This window comes from Candidatus Nitrohelix vancouverensis (assembly GCA_015698305.1).
GTDB lineage: Bacteria > Nitrospinota > Nitrospinia > Nitrospinales > VA-1 > Nitrohelix > Nitrohelix vancouverensis.
On the sequence record CP048620.1, the window covers coordinates 2,993,432 to 3,009,693 of the forward strand.

Annotated in this window: 15 protein-coding genes; 7 read left to right on the plus strand and 8 right to left on the minus strand. The window is 50.5% G+C overall.

Annotated elements, in window-relative coordinates:
* Positions 1-19: 19 nt before the first annotated feature.
* The 4 genes from G3M78_13895 to G3M78_13910 form a co-directional block, all read right to left on the minus strand.
* Positions 20-1,276 (minus strand): CCA tRNA nucleotidyltransferase, encoded by a 1,257-nt coding sequence (locus G3M78_13895; GenBank protein QPJ66428.1) that lies wholly within the window; start codon positions 1,274-1,276, stop codon positions 20-22.
* A 26-nt stretch (positions 1,277-1,302) separates the two neighbouring features.
* Positions 1,303-1,842, minus strand: a complete 540-nt coding sequence (locus tag G3M78_13900; GenBank protein ID QPJ66429.1) for a hypothetical protein — start codon at positions 1,840-1,842, stop codon at positions 1,303-1,305.
* A gap of 5 nt (positions 1,843-1,847) precedes the next feature.
* Positions 1,848-2,945: a thioredoxin domain-containing protein gene (locus G3M78_13905; protein ID QPJ66430.1), complete on the minus strand. Its 1,098-nt coding sequence runs from the start codon at positions 2,943-2,945 to the stop codon at positions 1,848-1,850.
* 174 nt (positions 2,946-3,119) lie between these two features.
* The gene (locus G3M78_13910; protein QPJ66431.1) at positions 3,120-3,983 is read right to left on the minus strand and encodes an Mrp/NBP35 family ATP-binding protein; all 864 of its coding nucleotides are present in this window, start codon (positions 3,981-3,983) and stop codon (positions 3,120-3,122) included.
* A 372-nt stretch (positions 3,984-4,355) separates the two neighbouring features.
* Here G3M78_13910 and G3M78_13915 point away from each other — a divergent pair, with 372 nt between their 5' ends.
* Complete coding sequence (locus tag G3M78_13915) at positions 4,356-4,769, plus strand: DUF4399 domain-containing protein (GenBank protein ID QPJ66432.1); 414 nt, start codon at positions 4,356-4,358, stop codon at positions 4,767-4,769.
* Positions 4,770-4,937: 168 nt separating this feature from the next.
* Positions 4,938-6,293, plus strand: coding sequence for a tetratricopeptide repeat protein (locus G3M78_13920; protein ID QPJ66433.1), 1,356 nt, complete (start codon positions 4,938-4,940; stop codon positions 6,291-6,293).
* Positions 6,294-6,336: 43 nt separating this feature from the next.
* Here the strand turns inward: G3M78_13920 and G3M78_13925 are convergent, their stop codons facing one another.
* Together G3M78_13925 and G3M78_13930 are read right to left on the minus strand one after the other, a co-directional pair.
* Entirely contained in the window at positions 6,337-7,197 is an 861-nt protein-coding gene (locus G3M78_13925) for a M28 family peptidase (protein ID QPJ66434.1), read from the minus strand.
* 91 nt (positions 7,198-7,288) lie between these two features.
* A complete protein-coding gene (locus G3M78_13930; GenBank protein QPJ66435.1) occupies positions 7,289-7,696 on the minus strand; it encodes an NUDIX hydrolase in 408 nt (135 codons plus the stop codon).
* A 301-nt stretch (positions 7,697-7,997) separates the two neighbouring features.
* Between G3M78_13930 and flgM the strand changes: the two genes are divergently transcribed.
* Positions 7,998-8,321: a flagellar biosynthesis anti-sigma factor FlgM gene (gene flgM, locus G3M78_13935; GenBank protein ID QPJ66436.1), complete on the plus strand. Its 324-nt coding sequence runs from the start codon at positions 7,998-8,000 to the stop codon at positions 8,319-8,321.
* A 251-nt stretch (positions 8,322-8,572) separates the two neighbouring features.
* Here flgM and G3M78_13940 read toward each other — a convergent pair whose 3' ends face one another.
* A complete protein-coding gene (locus G3M78_13940) occupies positions 8,573-8,800 on the minus strand; it encodes a DUF1858 domain-containing protein (GenBank protein ID QPJ66437.1) in 228 nt (75 codons plus the stop codon).
* 90 nt (positions 8,801-8,890) lie between these two features.
* Here G3M78_13940 and rpmB point away from each other — a divergent pair, with 90 nt between their 5' ends.
* The gene (gene rpmB, locus G3M78_13945; protein ID QPJ66438.1) at positions 8,891-9,082 is read left to right on the plus strand and encodes a 50S ribosomal protein L28; all 192 of its coding nucleotides are present in this window, start codon (positions 8,891-8,893) and stop codon (positions 9,080-9,082) included.
* A gap of 40 nt (positions 9,083-9,122) precedes the next feature.
* Here the strand turns inward: rpmB and G3M78_13950 are convergent, their stop codons facing one another.
* Positions 9,123-11,336: a bifunctional (p)ppGpp synthetase/guanosine-3',5'-bis(diphosphate) 3'-pyrophosphohydrolase gene (locus G3M78_13950; GenBank protein ID QPJ66439.1), complete on the minus strand. Its 2,214-nt coding sequence runs from the start codon at positions 11,334-11,336 to the stop codon at positions 9,123-9,125.
* A 192-nt stretch (positions 11,337-11,528) separates the two neighbouring features.
* On the opposite strand from G3M78_13950, the gene recG reads away from it, so the two are divergent.
* Genes recG through G3M78_13965 form a run of 3 tightly spaced genes read left to right on the plus strand, consistent with a single transcriptional unit; the run spans position 11,529 to position 16,258 of the window.
* On the plus strand, positions 11,529-13,652 hold the full coding sequence (gene recG / locus G3M78_13955) for an ATP-dependent DNA helicase RecG (protein QPJ66440.1): 2,124 nt from the start codon (positions 11,529-11,531) through the stop codon (positions 13,650-13,652).
* Positions 13,649-14,041 (plus strand): hypothetical protein, encoded by a 393-nt coding sequence (locus tag G3M78_13960; GenBank protein ID QPJ66441.1) that lies wholly within the window; start codon positions 13,649-13,651, stop codon positions 14,039-14,041. The genes recG and G3M78_13960 overlap by 4 nt, the downstream gene beginning before the upstream one ends.
* A 3-nt stretch (positions 14,042-14,044) precedes the next feature.
* Positions 14,045-16,258, plus strand: a complete 2,214-nt coding sequence (locus G3M78_13965; protein QPJ66442.1) for a hypothetical protein — start codon at positions 14,045-14,047, stop codon at positions 16,256-16,258.
* Positions 16,259-16,262 lie beyond the last annotated feature (4 nt).

Below are 16,262 nucleotides of genomic sequence, written 5' to 3' on the forward strand. Positions count from 1 at the left end.
GGTTTGCAAGGACATGTTTTCAGGATGACAAATAATGTTCCCGCACCCAGCGGGCTTCATCTTCCCGGCTGTTGACAACGCCTTCGAAGCGGGCGCGGCGCAAGCCCTTTAAAATTGCCGCAAAAACGGGTCCAGCGGCAACGCCCATGAGAGCGAGATCGTTGCCGGTCAATTCGATTCGCGCCCGGCTCCGGTTTTTGCAATACGCGCCATACCATGCAAAAACGCGGTTGTCGTTGAACCGGGCAAACACGCAAGCCAGCGCTTCCGGAGAAAGCGCGTCGAAAACCTGGTGGATGTCCCAATCGCTCAAAGCAGAAGCGTCTTGAAGGCGACCGAGGCGCTCTTCGATGGTATGACTGTCTGCGCTCAATCGGTTTTTCAATTGCCGATTCCATTGCAATCGCCCGGCAATTTCCTTGAGCGTTTCTTCGCTGAGGTGAGAGGTCAACGCCAGAAGATAAAGATAGGGAAAGTCGACTACACTGCCTTCATCCAGACAGGAGCCGACGCGGCCTAAAGCCTCCCAGCCGGTTTCGCTGTCCGTGATTTCAGAAGCAAGATAAGCGATCAAGCCTTCCTTGCGAAACAGATGCAGGCATCCGACGGCGTTGTCTTCAGTAAACGCCAGTTTGAATTCATTCCAAAAACGCACTCCGCTCAACTGCCCTGGCATTTTCTGCTCCAGCGCGTCGCGCATCCAGCCTTCGCTGTCTGGTTCCCAACGAAAATTCAATCGATTCTGAAAACGAAGACCTCGCAAGATTCGGCAGGGATCGTCCCGGAAACTTTGCGCGTGATGCGCGCGAATCAAGCCTCGTTTTAAATCCTCTTCGGCGCCGCTTAGCGCAATCAATTCGTAAGCACTTACTCCATTGATCGGCAGAGCCATGCTATTGATGGTGAAATCCCTGCGCAGTAAATCCTCTTCCAGAGTCCCCCGAGCCACATCCGGCAGAGCGGCGGGCTTCGTGTAGGTCTCTTTGCGGCAAGTCGCGAAATCCAGGCGAAACCCATCCATCAACTCCAGCGCCACCGTGCCAAACTGCGATTCAGCCGAAGCGGTGACTTTATAGATTTTTGCCGTTTGTTGAGCCAGATCCACAGCGGAACCTTCGACCATCAGGTCAATATCCATCACGCTCTTTCCCAACAGCAGATCGCGCACAAAGCCGCCGACCACATAAACCCGCACATCCATTGCGTCGGCAAGCGAGCCGATCCGCTGAAACAGGTCCAGGGGTTTCGGTCCAAGTTGTGGCTTGAGATTCGTCATGAAGCTCGCAATGACACGAGGGACGATCAGTCCACTCGATCGAGTTTTAGGGAGGGATTCAAAATTTGCAAATTCGCCGTGAATTTTTCAAGGGTCGGCAGGGTGCAAATGCGATTGTCGCAGGCTCTGTATTCGATAGAACCCAGCAGGGGGTAGCGCCCTTCCGCCATATTACGCGGCACCCAGTAATGTCTTCGAAATTCAATCAGGTTTTTATGGGTTTTGACGACGCGACCGAGCGCGCCGTCGAGCATGATCTCTGGAGAAGGTTCTCTCCAGTTGCCTTGCGGGAGAAACCTCGAGTCGAAAATTTCGATACGCGTGGAGAATTCCTTCTCCCCTGGCGATGATTCCAGAGAATAGATATGCCAGCCTTCATCCATTTCGAGCCAGATGCGCAGTTCGAACAAATCGCCCGGAACGGCCTTGTTGGGGTCCGCCATGGCATCGACATGAACATGGTTTTCTTTTGAACCCCGACCAAAATCTTTGGCAGGGTCAAAAGCAAAGGCCTCCACGTTCCAACTGAACAGGAAAATGAGAAAAGCGATTCGGGTAGCCGCCATGAAACTCACCGATTGAGCTTGGCTTCGGAATTGATCTGGGAAAGGAATTTATCAATAGAGGTAGAGAACCTCTCTTCAGACACCGCGCCGGAAAACATTTCGCCCGTCACGGTGTTTGCTTTCTTATCGTAGATGCCTAGAATGAAGGTCGGTGTGCCTTGAATGCCGATACTACGGCCATCGTTGATGTCCTTTTCGACCTTGCTTTTATACTTGCCGCTCATCCAGCATTGCTTGAATTCGTTGATGCGCTTCACACCCACCTGCTTGGCAAGATCCGGCACTCGATTGAGGTCCGAAGCCATCGAATTTTTATCATAAAAGGCGGTTTGCAGTTCCCAGAATTTTCCCTGATCGCGCGCACATTCCGCCGCTTCAGCCAAAGATTTCGCTTCTTTATGAAAGGGTAAGGGAAAATGCCGGTAACCGAACTGCACGTCGCTCGCGTAACGTTCGCGCAATTTATTCAGCGTTTCCTGCACACGCTTGCAAAACGGGCATTGAAAATCCGAATATTCCAGAACGAAGACCTTGCGATAGACCGAATCATTTTCCTCAAACCACAGATTCGCATTGCCAAGCTCAACCACCAAATGAAAGTCGGAGGGAGGGGTCAGGTGAACCTTGATCCATCCCTTCTCCACAGCCCGGTCGTATTGCAGGTCGACAAACTGACTTTTATATACATTCTCCAGATAGTCTCGAACCTCGTCCCGCATGGTTTCAATACTGCCTAATTCCTTCACGCCCGGCGTGTTGAGATAGAATTTTTTAATATCTTCTTCAGTGACGCTCGGAACCCTGGCGGCGCTGATTTCCGGCCGCTTTTCAGCCAGCTTCTCGAGCGCCTTGCTTTTCAGAGCAGACAATTGCATGCGGTATAGTTGCTCCATGGACTCATGCATCTGCGCGGATTTGATCGCATCCATGCGGATGACTTCGCCGTCCACTTCGGCGATCATCGGATTGCTTTCAAACTGAGGAGGCTTTGGAGGGTCCGCAAGAACCGTCTCCGGTGAAAAACAAATTCCCATCAAAAAACATGCTGTCAGGGAACGGATCGTAACGCGCATTGAACTGGGTAGGGCTGTCGGATTAATCATGGGAATAAAGGACCTGGAGAACCATTTCGGGGAATAAGCTGGTTAATACCTACCTACATTATCTCTCAGGATCGGGGCAAAGCGCAAATGAATGTTGATGGTGAATCAACAAGGAAACTCGATGCAATTTCACCTCGCATCAAGCTGTTTTGACGTTTGCCCCCACCCTGGTCCTCAACTCGATTTCAACGACTCTTCCGGGTTGAGAAATTTATGACAATTTTCCGCCAGCGTCATGAACGCTTTAGCCGCTACGGAATCCGGCTTGGACTCGATCACTGGATCGCCGGTGTCCGACTGAATCGTGATATCAAGATCCAGAGGGATGCTTCCAAGATAAGGCAGGGCCAGTTCTTCCGCCAGTTTTTTGCCGCCGCCTTTTCTGAACACGTCGATATCCTTGGCGCAGTGCGGACAGGACATCGTACTCATGTTCTCAATCACGCCCACAATCGGCACGTTACTGTCGCGGGCAAAAGAAATCATTTTCCTAGCGTCCAGCAAGGCCAGATCCTGAGGCGTCGTCACGACAACGCAACCGTCGACTTCGCCGATGAAATCAATGATCGTGATCTGTTCGTTGCCAGTGCCGGGAGGCAGATCGAACAGCAGGTAATCCAGCTCGCCCCAGTTGATATTGCCGAGCAGTTCAATGATGAAGTCATATTTCACCGCGTCGCGCCAGGCTATATGCATGTTCGGATCTTCAATCAGAAAACCCAGCGAAGCCACCTTCAGTCCACTCTTGGTTTCATAAGGGTCGATGCCCTCGTCCGTGGAGCGCAAACGAACCGATTCGATATTCAAGAGTTTGGGGATGTTTGGGCCATGCAGGTCCGCATCAGCCAAACCCACTTTTTTGCCGCTTGCCGCAAGCGCGAGCGCCAAATTGGTCGTTACCGTACTTTTCCCGACTCCACCTTTATTACTGCCAACGATCAATTTGAATTTAATATCGCCCATTCGCTTGTTGACCAGCCAGCGATTGTGCTCGTTTTTATCCGCCTTACAATCCGTATCGTTGTTGAACTCGCACATTTCGCACGTGTGAAGAAGTCTACATTCCCCGGTAACCGCCATCAAACCCTCCAAGATCTATAAGTCGCATTAATCTAAAGACTATCCGCATGTCGTCCCGTCCAAGCAATTCCACGACAAGGCAGAAATCTATTTAAGAGCTATCATTTAAACATAATGATTTAAGGTTATTTAACCATATTTCCCTTGTCAAGGGAAATGAACTTATCCATTTCGTCATAAATAAATTCCACAAAAAACTTTAAAAACTCGAAACTTTTCTTGTAGGATATAATCTTACGAATTTGAATGATTTGTATTAGGCGCTCATGTTGTTTCAATGACTTTGTTTTAGCTTCACCCATCATTATTTTTATCTAAAGGAGTTAGTAAATGAAAAGGCAAGTTGTTCTATCTGTTGCAACCGTCCTGTTGTTTTTGGCCGCATCACTGGTTTCAGCTTCTGCGGAAAACTCGGTTACGATCGTTTCTCCTAAAAATGGAGATACGGTAGAAAGCCCCGTTGAATTCTGCATGGAAACCGAAGGCGTTGAAGTCGAGCCTGCCAAAAACGGCGTCAATGACGGCAAAGGCCACCATCACCTGCTGATCGATACGGATGTTCCTTCGGATCTGTCCAAGCCAATCGGCAAAGACGCGCAACATGTCCACATGGGTAGCGGCGACGACTGCAAATCCCTGAAATTGTCCGCTGGCGAGCACACCGTTACGACCTTGTTTGCCAAGGGCAATCATGTGCCTTACGATCCTGAAATCTCCGACACGATTCAGATAACCGTAAAATAAATCTGAACAGCTAACGAAAAGCCGCCCTCAGTTGAGGGCGGCTTTTTTTTCCTACTGAATCCTGACCACGTCGGAAAATCATTGTTTTCCCCTTCCCATAATTTTAAAATAGAATTTATAAGCAGGAAAATAATGTAACGCGATTTCACTTTCACCAAAGACCAATCCATGATTCGCTTGAAAACCTTCAAAGCACTTGCATCCTTTCTAATCGCCGGAATTTTTGTTCTGGTTTCCGTTGTCTCATCCAGCGCAACTCAGGCCAACACCAGCGCCATCGCTCTTCTTATCGCAAAAGACAAAGACGGTAATGATCTGGGAACGGGTAGCGGCTTTGTGGTGGATCCCACTGGAGTCCTTATTACCAATTACCATGTGATGGTGGATGCGGCGACCTTGACCGCAATTTTCAGCAACGGGCAAACCGCCCGGGTCGAGCGTGTTTTAAAAGTGGATCGCAAAAAAGATTTCGCCGTCGTTCAACTTGAAGAGGATTTTTATTCGACGCTCGAACTGGGAGACTCCGACCGTTTGCAAATGTTCGATTTCTCGAAAGCCCTGGGCCATCCCACGCAGAGAGTCATCCGGGAAAACGGACGCCCCGAAGGTCCCTTGCTTAAAACCTTCGGTTTTGTGATCGGCGTTCTGCCGCAGGCAGTCGCGGATTTTTCATTTATTTACACGACGGCTCCTTTTGAACCGGGTTTCAGCGGCGGTCCTTTATTGGACAAAAACAATAAGGTGATCGGTATTGTCACCATGGAAGGCGGGTCGCTCAACCTGGCCCTGCCAATCAACGAGGTCAAGCCCTTCATCAACAAGAGTAAAAAAGACGTCTCCTACGAGACCTTCATTGAACAGGACCTCGCTTTTTCCGAAGCGGATTATTACCGGGGAAATTTTTACCTGTATGAAAAGGGACAGCCAGAGGAAGCGCTGGAATTTCTAACGCAGGCCGCGCTCAAAAATCCGGAATGGGCCGCTCCTTATTACGACATGGCGGCGGCTCATCGCGACATGGGCGACATCGATCAAGCGATCGAAAAATATGAACTCTGTTTGAAAATCAACCCGAATTTTTCGGAAGCGCTTTCCAATTTAGGCGGTTTTTATTTTCGAGAGGGCAAAGTCGAAGAAGCCTTGAAACTGTTTGAACAATCCGTGGCTATCTTCCCGCACTTTGTTCAGGCTTTGTCCAATCTGGGGGCAGTGCTCAATAAATTGGAACGTTCAGAACAGGCGGTGCCTTTTTTGAAGCGGGCGCTACGCGTCACCCCGGGCTTTGAAATGGCCTATTTCAACCTCGGCAACGCCTATTATAAAACCCAGGAATGGGGACAGGCTGAACAAACCTACCGACAGGCTCTTGCTCTCGGCGTCGACTTCCTTTCCATCCACTGGAAGCTTTATGAAATTTATCACCGCCAGGGCGATGTGAAACGCGAACGAGAAGAACTGAACGCCATCCTGCAAATGGACCCGGAAAACGAAAAAGCAAAATCGTTGCTCTCTTCAACGCCTTGACAGAGAGAACGCCAGAATCCGGACGCCGCTCCAATTCCCTCCCCTATTGAGTAGCCTGCCACTCCAGCAAAACGCGAAAAACAGCAAGCAAACTTTCTTCTGAGCATTTGTCGAGCGTGTCCGACAGCAAATGCCAGTGAGGGTAGTCGAGATCGATCAAAACAATCGCCGGAATGCCGCGCTTGTAAAAGGGATAATGATCGTCATACACCGTGTATTTCTTTTGGTCTTTGAACTGGGAATAGCCCAATTCAGTCGCCTTCGCCACGATCCCGTCCAAATAAGCCCCCGCGCTGATCTGCGAATAAGTTTCGCGAAATATCTCCAGCTCCGCATCTCCTATCATATCCACGACCAGAACCAGATACGGCTGATCCTCAGGAGACATGCCTTCCACCTGCTCCGCCATATACGTCGAGCCTAGCAAACCGCCGCCAGAGCTGTGATCGCCATAATCTTCGCCATCGAAAAACACCAGATGCACCGGTCCTTTGGGTGGAAAACGCGAATACCATTCCGCCAGCGCCAGCAAGAGCGCGACTCCCGAGCCGCCGTCGTTGGCGCCTACAATGGGTTGTTTACGCAGAACCTCGTCGGATTCCTGATCCGCGTAAGGTCGCGTGTCGTAATGCGCGCCAATAAAAAGCGGCTTACCGCCTTCGGTGCCCGGAAATTTCAAAATGATGTTCTGGAATTCCAGCCCCATCCCCTTCGCAGAACGCAAAGGATGAAACGACTGGAGCGACACTTCCGCCGCATAGGATGCGCCAACCGAACGAATGAGGTCGCGCGTTTGATAATAGCCAGGGGAACCAGGATAACGCGGACCAAAACTGCATAGCAGTTCCAGACCTTGCCATAACTTCCCCGAAAATTCCGTCCAGGGGGATCTGGACTCAGCCAAAGTCTTGCCCGTAGAAAGCAAGGCAAGCAGAAGGCTGAAACAAAGAATTAAAATACGTTTTTTCAAAGCTTTTTCGACTCAAGCAAAAGCTTCACCTGAGCGCTTGCACGGAATCAAAATAATCCTGAAGGATTTTAGCGTGGTCGAATACCAAGGGGTCGGGCAGGTTTTCCCTTGTAAAAACACCGATTTCACGAGAATCGGTTCCCGGTTGTGGTTGGCCAGAGGCCCTTGCAACAAAGACCGTAGAGATATTGTGTTGTCGATAATCCCGATTCGGATCGGAGTAGGTGCGCAACTGTCGAACCAGTTCAACGTCCAGAGCCGTCTCTTCTTTGGCCTCGCGTATGGCAGCCGTTTCCAGGGATTCTCCATAATCCACATACCCACCCGGAATCGCCCAGCCATGCGGTTCGTTGAACCTCTGGATCAAGACGATACCTCTGTCCTCCAACTCAATAATGATATCAACTGTGGGAATAGGATTCTTGTATGGCATAAAAAATTTTCTCCAATCGTGTCTCTGTCTGGCAATAGATACATGTATGATATTCAATTTTTTTTTAAAATCAATCCCCACTTCTGCAAGGGTCCCCCCAAAGTCTCTGTTTTCTTGACACTCTGTAAATTTGGGGGTATTTTAAAAGTAGTATTAAATTTACATTAGGTCGTTTTTGCCCCTAAAGTTTCCATCTATCCTTCCGATAGGAAGGGTAACTCGGGAGTTGAATTGGAGGATTTACCCCGACTCCCAGCCGAGAAAGAATGATTAACCCATTGCAGGCTTAGCAGGTAGCGTTATGGAAATCCCAGGAAACGAATTCAGAGTTAAAAACAAGACCATTCAGGACCGCATGAAGGTTGATGGCAAGGCGGCCTCGAAAAAAGCGGATGCGGCTTCCGGCTCATCCTCTGTTTCCAACACAGTCAATGTGCAAGTTTCTTCCTTTGCCAAAGATGTGCAAAAAGCGCATGAGGCCTTGGGTGCGGCTCCAGACATAAGGACCGAAAAGGTCGAGCGCATCAAAAAGGAAATTGCAGAAGGTCGTTTTCACGTTGACAGCAATGATCTTGCGGAAAAAATTCTGAAAGACATCATCACCGAATCCGACTTTTTAAGCTGATCGCGGCGCTATTTCATAGCGCCCTGACCCAGCCCGTCGGCCTCCCTCGAAATCCGACGGAAGTCGGAATATTCAATACGAGCCTTCGATCCCACCGAAGCGACTGAATCACACAATAAATTCAATATTCGACATTTGAATACGCTTCCATCCCGTTTACGCGCGAGAGCGTTCATTTGAACAGAAACGGGTCGGTTCTTGGACTGGCCGGAAGGTTCTTTGTAATTTCTACAGTCAGCGAGGATAAAGAACTAATTACTATGCGCTGTGGAGGAAGGCAGGGTGTGGATGAAACGGTTTAACTTTTCGATCAATTGGTTAACCTCCATGCCATGCATGAGGGCGCCGTTCTCCAAAGTATCGAATTTAACGGCGAAACACTCTCCGCAACTCATCTTCAATTCGTTAAAAAAACGAATGGTTTCGGGATGAGCGCTGATAATCTCGTTAATCGTCGTATTTTTATTGATGACAAGCATATAGGCCCCTTAAAATCACTTGCCCATGGTTTAAGCTTATGCTAGCATTATCACCTTCTTTAAACAATGTTTTTTTACGGGAGCAGTTGAATGTCCAAAAAGTGCGAAATCTGCGATAAAGGCCCGATGTTCGGGAACAATGTGAGTCACGCAAATAACAAAACGCGTCGACGATGGAACCCCAATCTGCGCAAGATTCATGGCATCTACAAAGGCGTTGTAAAAACCATGAAAGTTTGTACGCGTTGCTTGAAAAAAGGCAAGATCACCAAAGTTATCTGAAGAGCGCCGGCAACCACCGGCGCGCTCACCTTCGGCGGTTTTATTCCTGCCCAGCCAAAAGCCGCCCACCATCCGTTTTCTTATTGTATTCCTTGACTCGCTCTAAATGAATCACGCCATTCACTTCGCGGATCGCGGCCAGGGTTGTGTTGAGATCCTGCAAGTCCGAGACTTCCATTAAGAAATCGAAATAGGCCCGCTTGTTGGCGCCTTGTTTGATGTTTGCGCGGGTGATATTGATATTGCAACCGGCGATGGCCTGAGTGATCTCAGCCAATTGCCCCGGTTTGTCCTCCGCAACAATGGTCACGCGAACTTCAAAACTGGTTTGACCACCCTGCTCCCATTCCACCGAAATCAGACGCTCCGATTCCGCGCTCAAATTATTCACGCCAGGACAATCAACATGGTGCACGGTGACGCCGCGACCGCGCGTGATATAACCAGTGATAGGCTCTCCCGGAACCGGGTTACAACATTTCCCCAAACGCAGTAAAATATTATTGTTGAAACATTCAACGCGAACCGGACTGTCTCCCACCCTCTTGGGAGCGATTTCTTTCAATTTGACCTGATTCGGTTCAACGCGCTTGAGTTTTTCAATCGACTCTTTCGGAGCCACCTTCAGGATCACCTGATGCGCGGATACTTTGCCCAAACCGACGCCGCGTAACAAACCCTCGAAACTGACAAAGCCCGAAGACTGGATCGCCTCGTTCAATTTTTCACCCTGCAATAAAGTATCCGGGTCGAGACCGTACTCCTGGATTTCTTTCTCCAGAATCTCCTTGCCAAAAATCAGGCTTTTTTCCTTTTCCATCGCATTGATAAAATTCGAAATTCTTCCCCGGGCCTTGCTGGTCTTAACAAAAGACAGCCATTCGCGGCTCGGGCTGGCGTCTTCAGAGGTATCAATTTCAACCTGATCGCCATTACGCAATTTGTAGCGCAGGCTCACTGATTTGCCGTTGACTCGCGCTTCGGTGCAATGCTTTCCAATATCGGTGTGAACGGCGAAAGCATAATCCACCGGAGTCGAGCCGCGCGGCAAAGCGACCACTTCGCCCGCCGGGGTGAACACATAAACCTCGTTGGAGAACAGATCGATTTTGAAGGCGTTCAGGAACTCTTTGGGATTCTTGAAATCCTTTTGATTTTCTATCAGATGGCGCACCCAGTTCAAACCGGGGTCGGGGACGTTTTTAGCGTTCTTGTTTTTCTCGACATCCTTGTATTGCCAGTGAGCGGCAATGCCTTCCTCGCAGATTTGATGCATCTCTCCAGTGCGAATCTGGATTTCGACGCGCTCCCCTTCGGGGCCGATCACCGTCGTGTGCAAGGATTTGTACTGGTTTGGTTTGGGCATCGCAATATAATCCTTGAACCGACCCGGAATCGGTTTCCACAAAGAATGGATCAATCCCAACACCGCATAACAATCCTTCAGGCTGGTGGTCAGAACGCGAATGCCAATCAAGTCGTACACCTCGTCAAACGAGATGTTCTGTTCGATCATCTTTTTATAAACGCTATAGGTGTGCTTGGTGCGGCCCTGCAACTCGCCCTCTATTCCCGCATCCTTTAATTCCTTGCGAATCAGGTCGCAAACCTTCTCCATATAATTCGTTCGGCGTTGGCGCATGCCCTTCATGAGCTTGGAGATTTTCTTATACTCTTCCGGGGCGATATGCTTCATGGAGCCGTCTTCCAGCTCCGCTTTCAACCAGGCGATGCCCAATCGATTGGCGATGGGCGCGTAAATATCCAGGGTTTCCATCGCGATCCGACGACGCCTCTCCTCGGACAAGGATTGCAGGGTCTTGATATTGTGCGCGCGGTCGGCAAGTTTGATGAGCACCACGCGAATGTCCTTGGACATGGCGAGAATCATCTTTCGATAGTTCTCCGCCTGGCTCTCTTCCTTGCTGGCGAATTCGATTTGACTGATTTTTGTGACGCCGTCGACGAGTTGGTACACTTCTTCGCCGAACTGCATGGTGATTTCTTCAGGCGTGGCGAGGGTGTCTTCGATGGTATCGTGCAGGAGTCCTGCGGCGACTGACTTTTCATCCATCTTCAAACGCGTCAGATTCCACGCCACCTCGACGGGGTGCGAAAAATAAGCCTCGCCCGACTTGCGACTCTGATTCCGATGCGCCTTGGCGGAATAAACATAAGCGTCGAATATCACATCTAGATCCGCAAGCGGGTGATACTCCATGACAGAATCTGTAATGTCGCTTAATTTACGCATGAGAATGATTCCGAAAATTCTTTGGGAAACAAAAAAAATCGGTCGCTAGGTTTTGTTTTTACTTGCTTTACGTCTAATCAAGGATACTAATGTGGAAAATTTAAGTCAAATAATCTTTATTGAACGATGATTCTGAGACGATAGAACTTGCGTGATTTTACGGGTACAATGCCGATCGTGAACCGAAGCCCTATGCCAAAAGAAAACAAAACTCCATCTCTCGAAGACAGCCTGCAATTCGTCAAAGGCGTCGGCCCAAAACGAGTTCTATTACTCAAAAAACTGGGTCTGGAAACGATTGACGACGCCCTGCATTTTCTTCCGTTTCGCTACGAAGACCGGAGCCAGGTGAAAACCATTTCCCAGTTGAATGTAGGGGAAGCCGTTACCCTGGCTGGGTCGATCACCAGCGCGGGAAGCATGCGCGCGGGTCATCGCAAGAAAATCTTTGAGGTCATCGTCCAGGACGAAACCGGCTTCGTCAGCGCCAAATGGTTTCAGTTCAACGAAAAATACATGACCGGAAAGTTTGAGGTTGGCAACGCCATCGTGCTTTCGGGAACCCCGGTCAACAGCCGCTATTCAGGTTCCGGTATCGAGTTTGTTCACCCCGACGTCGAAACATCCTCCTCCGACAAGGACGCGCTGGAAATGGGGCAAATCCTCCCCGTTTACCGCACGACGGAAGGATTGCCGGTAAAATCCATGCGCGCGATCATGCGCCAGGTCGTCGAGCATTACGCGGATCGCGTTGAAGAATTTCTTCCCGCCCACATTCTACAGGCGAATCATTTTCCCAAACGATCGCAAGCCTTTCGCGACGCGCACCTGCCGCCGAAAGGATCGGACATCAAAGCGCTCGAATCGTTTCAATCGCCAGCGCAGGCGCGACTGATTTATGAAGAGCTGTTCCTCATTCAACTCGGACTCGCTTCCAGAAAAAAACTGCGTTCCTTTCGCCAGACCGGAAACCCATTAAAGACACGCGGAGAGTTGGTGAAAGACCTCGTTAAACAACTTCCGTTTGAATTGACCAATGCGCAGAAACGGGTTCTCAAGGAAATCATGGAAGACCTCGAACAGCCGCACCCGATGAACCGCCTGTTGCAGGGAGATGTTGGAAGCGGCAAAACCGTCGTCGCCTTGACTTCTTTATTGACGGCGGTGGACAACGGCATGCAGGCCGCGCTGATGGCGCCCACGGAATTATTATGCGAACAGCATTACGCCAGCCTGTCGCCTTATTGCGAACGCCTCGGCATCTCTATCGCTCTGCTCACCGGAGCGGGCAAAGCGAAAGACCGAGCGCGGATACAGGAGAATATCAGTCAGGGCAATACCCAGCTCATCGTCGGCACGCACGCGCTGATACAGAAAGGCGTCGACTTCAACAACCTCGGCCTGATCGTCGTCGACGAGCAACACCGCTTCGGCGTCCTGCAACGCGAAGCGATCGGAAAAAAAGGCAAAGCTCCGCACGCCCTCATCATGACGGCGACGCCCATTCCGCGCTCGCTGTCCTTGACGCTCTACGGAGACTTGAGCGTTTCCTATCTCGACGAGTCGCCGCCGGGAAGACAGCCCATACAAACCCGGATTTTTTACGATAAGAAACGCATGCAGGCCTATGAACTTCTGAGCAAGGAAATTGCCAAGGGACGCCAGGCCTACATCGTTTGCCCGCTGATAGAAGAATCTGAGAAAATGGAATTGAAAGCCGCGACCGAAACATTGGAATTCATCAAAACCACCTTCCCTGACTTGAAGGCGGAACTGATTCACGGTCGCATGAAGCGCGAAGAACGCCAGGATGTCATGGCGCGCTTCCTCGAAGGCTCCATCCAGATACTCGTCGCCACCACCGTCATCGAAGTCGGCATCGACGTGCCCAACGCATCGCTCATGATCGTCGAGCATGCGGAACGTTTTGGCTTGTCGCAACTGCATCAACTCAGAGGCCGGGTCGGGCGCGGACGCCACCTTTCTCACTGCATGCTGATCGCCTACTTCCCCCTTTCAGAAGAAGGCAAGCTGAGACTGGAGGCGATGAAAAATTTTACAGACGGCTTTGCGATTGCGGAAGAAGATCTTAAAATAAGAGGGCCTGGGGATTTCATGGGCACGCGCCAGTCGGGCATTCCTCTCTTGCGAGTCGCCAACCTCTTGAGGGATTTCAAATGGCTGACGCTGGCGCGTGAAGAAGCGACGCGCCTGATCGAAGCAGACCCGCAATTGCAGGAAAGCAAACACATCAAACTCAAACAAGCGTTACAAAACACGATGGGCGACAAGCTGGACTTGATGGCGATTATATGAAGACAAAACCGCATGGCAAAAAATTCCGTCTCACAATTGCCGACATGGGACTGATCGGAGGACTGCTCCTGCTCAATGGGTTTCTGCTGTTGCAGGGAACCGTAACGCGCGCCGGTAGCGTGGCAATCATCGACCTCGACCAGCAGGAGTACGCGCGAGTCTCGCTCTATGATGAAACCGTCGTACACGTGCCGGGGCCTTTGGGAGATACGGAAGTGGAAATCCGCGACGGACGCGCGCGCATTCTGCGTTCGCCCTGCGCCAATAAAGTCTGCATTAAATCCGGCTCTATCCGGTATGCCGACCGCATTGTCGCTTGCATACCCAACCGCGTCGTCGTTCGCATCGCCGGTCCGGCGCGTAACGACGTCGACAGCATTCTGGGATAAACAATGTTCATTAAACGCGCATCGAGCGCTCTGAAAAATTCAATCGCAAAAACGCCGCGCCTGTTCTGCATGGCGCTCTCATTGCTGATCGCTCTCTCGTTCACAGCGGAAGCCGCAACGAAAGCGCCTCTGCAACATCATCTCGTCGTCACGCTGGATCCGGCAAACGCATCCGCCGCGATCAGCGACCGCATGCTCATTCCCGAACCGGATGCGGGACGGTCTCGACTGACTCTGACCTTGCACGGGCATTATGATATCGAAACGATTGACCTGCCCAACGGACTGGAATCGAAAGTCATCCCTCCCAAGATTGATTTTCATTCCAGCGCCAGCGAAGAAAAAACAATCCTGCAAATCGACAAGGCAGGCGAAGCCAACTGGCCGAACCCCCTAGAAATCCATTTGAAGTATTCAGGCCCCTTTCACGATCCCCTGAAAACTCAGCAGGAACCTTCGCGAACGCCTGATGAAGTCGCCTCTAAAAATGAAATTTTCCTGTCAGGAGCCAGTCTGTTTTACCCGCACCTGGATACTCTAAATGGAGAACCCGACCGGATCATCTACACGTTGGAGACCTTCCTGCCAGAAAACTGGATGGCTGTCAGTCAGGGCCGTTTGAACGTCAACGAATTGTCCGAAAACCAGCGCAGGGTGGTCTGGAACAGCACGCGCCCCGCAGAGGAAATTTTTCTGATCGCCAACCAGTTCAAGCAATTTAATGATCGCTGGAATGAGGTCGAGCTATATGCTTTTCTTCTAGAAGACGACGCCGCGCTCGCAAAGAAGTATTTGGACGCGACCAAAAATTACCTGAAACTTTTCAGCGCCATGCTCGGCGACTATCCCTATCAAAAATTTGCATTGATCGAATCCGACAATCCAGCAGGCTACGGCATGCCCTCTTTCACATTGATCGGATCGAACATACTCCGTCTGCCCTTCATTCTGAAAAGCTCGTACCCACACGAAATCTTGCACAACTGGTGGGGCAACGGCGTCTTCCCCCATCCCAACAGCGCCAACTGGTCGGAAGGCCTGACCACTTACCTCGCCGATCATTTATTGAAAGAACCGGAGGGTCTGGCCCAGGAATACCGTTTTCAGGAATTGATGAAATACGACAGCTACGTCAACGACGACAACGAATTTCCTTTGAGCGAGTTTCAATTTGGCGGCGCCCCGGAATCGCAAGCCATCGGCTACGGCAAAATGCTCATGATGTTTCACATGCTCCGCAACAAGATGGGCGACGATAAATTTCTGCTGGCCTTGCGATCTTTTTACAAATCCTATCAATTCAAATTTGCGCGACTGGAGGACCTTCAATCTGCATTTGAATCTGTCGCTCGCAAAGATTATTCGAGTTTCTTCAAGCAATGGACCCTGCAAACGGGAGCGCCAACATTCACGCTGCAATCCGCCGAATACCGCGCCTCCGACAAAATCCTCAAACTGACGCTTGAGCAATCCGGGCAATCGCTTTACGACCTCGAAATTCCCGTCGCCATTTGGACGCGCTCCAGAAAAGAACCGGAAATCAGATTATTGCATTTGAATCAAGAGAGGCAAAGCTATTCGATTCGGCTCGACTCACCCCCGGATAATGTCTGGGTCGACCCATACACTGATATTTTCAGAAGACTGCAGGCCAGCGAAATTCCCGCCAGCCTCAGCCAAAGCCTGGGCGCAGAACATCAAACCGCCCTGCTTGCATCCGATCTCGCAGACGGTGAATCTCAGGAAAGCTATCGTGCCCTGGCGAAACGTTTCACTCATTCAATTCAGGAAACAGCCGATGGAGACGCGCTTGAACCGGGAAGCCTTTGGGTTTTCGGAAGGAAGAACCGGCTCGCCAAAGAATTCACTTCCGCCTTACAACGTTATGGCGTCCAATTCAATGCAGAGGGAATCGATTATGAAGGAAAGACCTACAACTGGGCCGACCACAGTTTTGTGTTCACCCTCAATCGCCACGATGGACTCCCCGGCTCCATGACCTGGGTTGTTACGGAAAATTCAGAAAACCTGCTGGCTCGAAAATTACCGCATTACGGGAAATACGGCTTTCTGGCGTTTGAAGGCCCGGCTTCAAAAAACCGACTGAAAATCGTCTGGCCGCGAAATACAGAAACCTTGGAAAAACAATTTGTAGCGGGGACCTATGCACCCCCTGCGCCCGCGCCTTTATTCACCCTGCCCTCCGATCAGCCCTGAAATC

What these genes read in the sequence shown, in the direction of transcription:
- G3M78_13895 (QPJ66428.1), bottom strand. Translation starts at nt 1,276, where the DNA reads ATGACGAATCTCAAGCCACAACTTGGACCGAAACCCCTGGACCTGTTT.
- G3M78_13900 (QPJ66429.1), bottom strand. Translation starts at nt 1,842, where the DNA reads ATGGCGGCTACCCGAATCGCTTTTCTCATTTTCCTGTTCAGTTGGAAC.
- G3M78_13905 (QPJ66430.1), bottom strand. Translation starts at nt 2,945, where the DNA reads ATGATTAATCCGACAGCCCTACCCAGTTCAATGCGCGTTACGATCCGT.
- G3M78_13910 (QPJ66431.1), bottom strand. Translation starts at nt 3,983, where the DNA reads ATGTGCGAGTTCAACAACGATACGGATTGTAAGGCGGATAAAAACGAG.
- G3M78_13915 (QPJ66432.1), top strand. Translation starts at nt 4,356, where the DNA reads ATGAAAAGGCAAGTTGTTCTATCTGTTGCAACCGTCCTGTTGTTTTTG.
- G3M78_13920 (QPJ66433.1), top strand. Translation starts at nt 4,938, where the DNA reads ATGATTCGCTTGAAAACCTTCAAAGCACTTGCATCCTTTCTAATCGCC.
- G3M78_13930 (QPJ66435.1), bottom strand. Translation starts at nt 7,696, where the DNA reads ATGCCATACAAGAATCCTATTCCCACAGTTGATATCATTATTGAGTTG.
- flgM (QPJ66436.1), top strand. Translation starts at nt 7,998, where the DNA reads ATGGAAATCCCAGGAAACGAATTCAGAGTTAAAAACAAGACCATTCAG.
- G3M78_13940 (QPJ66437.1), bottom strand. Translation starts at nt 8,800, where the DNA reads ATGCTTGTCATCAATAAAAATACGACGATTAACGAGATTATCAGCGCT.
- rpmB (QPJ66438.1), top strand. Translation starts at nt 8,891, where the DNA reads ATGTCCAAAAAGTGCGAAATCTGCGATAAAGGCCCGATGTTCGGGAAC.
- G3M78_13950 (QPJ66439.1), bottom strand. Translation starts at nt 11,336, where the DNA reads ATGCGTAAATTAAGCGACATTACAGATTCTGTCATGGAGTATCACCCG.
- recG (QPJ66440.1), top strand. Translation starts at nt 11,529, where the DNA reads ATGCCAAAAGAAAACAAAACTCCATCTCTCGAAGACAGCCTGCAATTC.
- G3M78_13960 (QPJ66441.1), top strand. Translation starts at nt 13,649, where the DNA reads ATGAAGACAAAACCGCATGGCAAAAAATTCCGTCTCACAATTGCCGAC.
- G3M78_13965 (QPJ66442.1), top strand. Translation starts at nt 14,045, where the DNA reads ATGTTCATTAAACGCGCATCGAGCGCTCTGAAAAATTCAATCGCAAAA.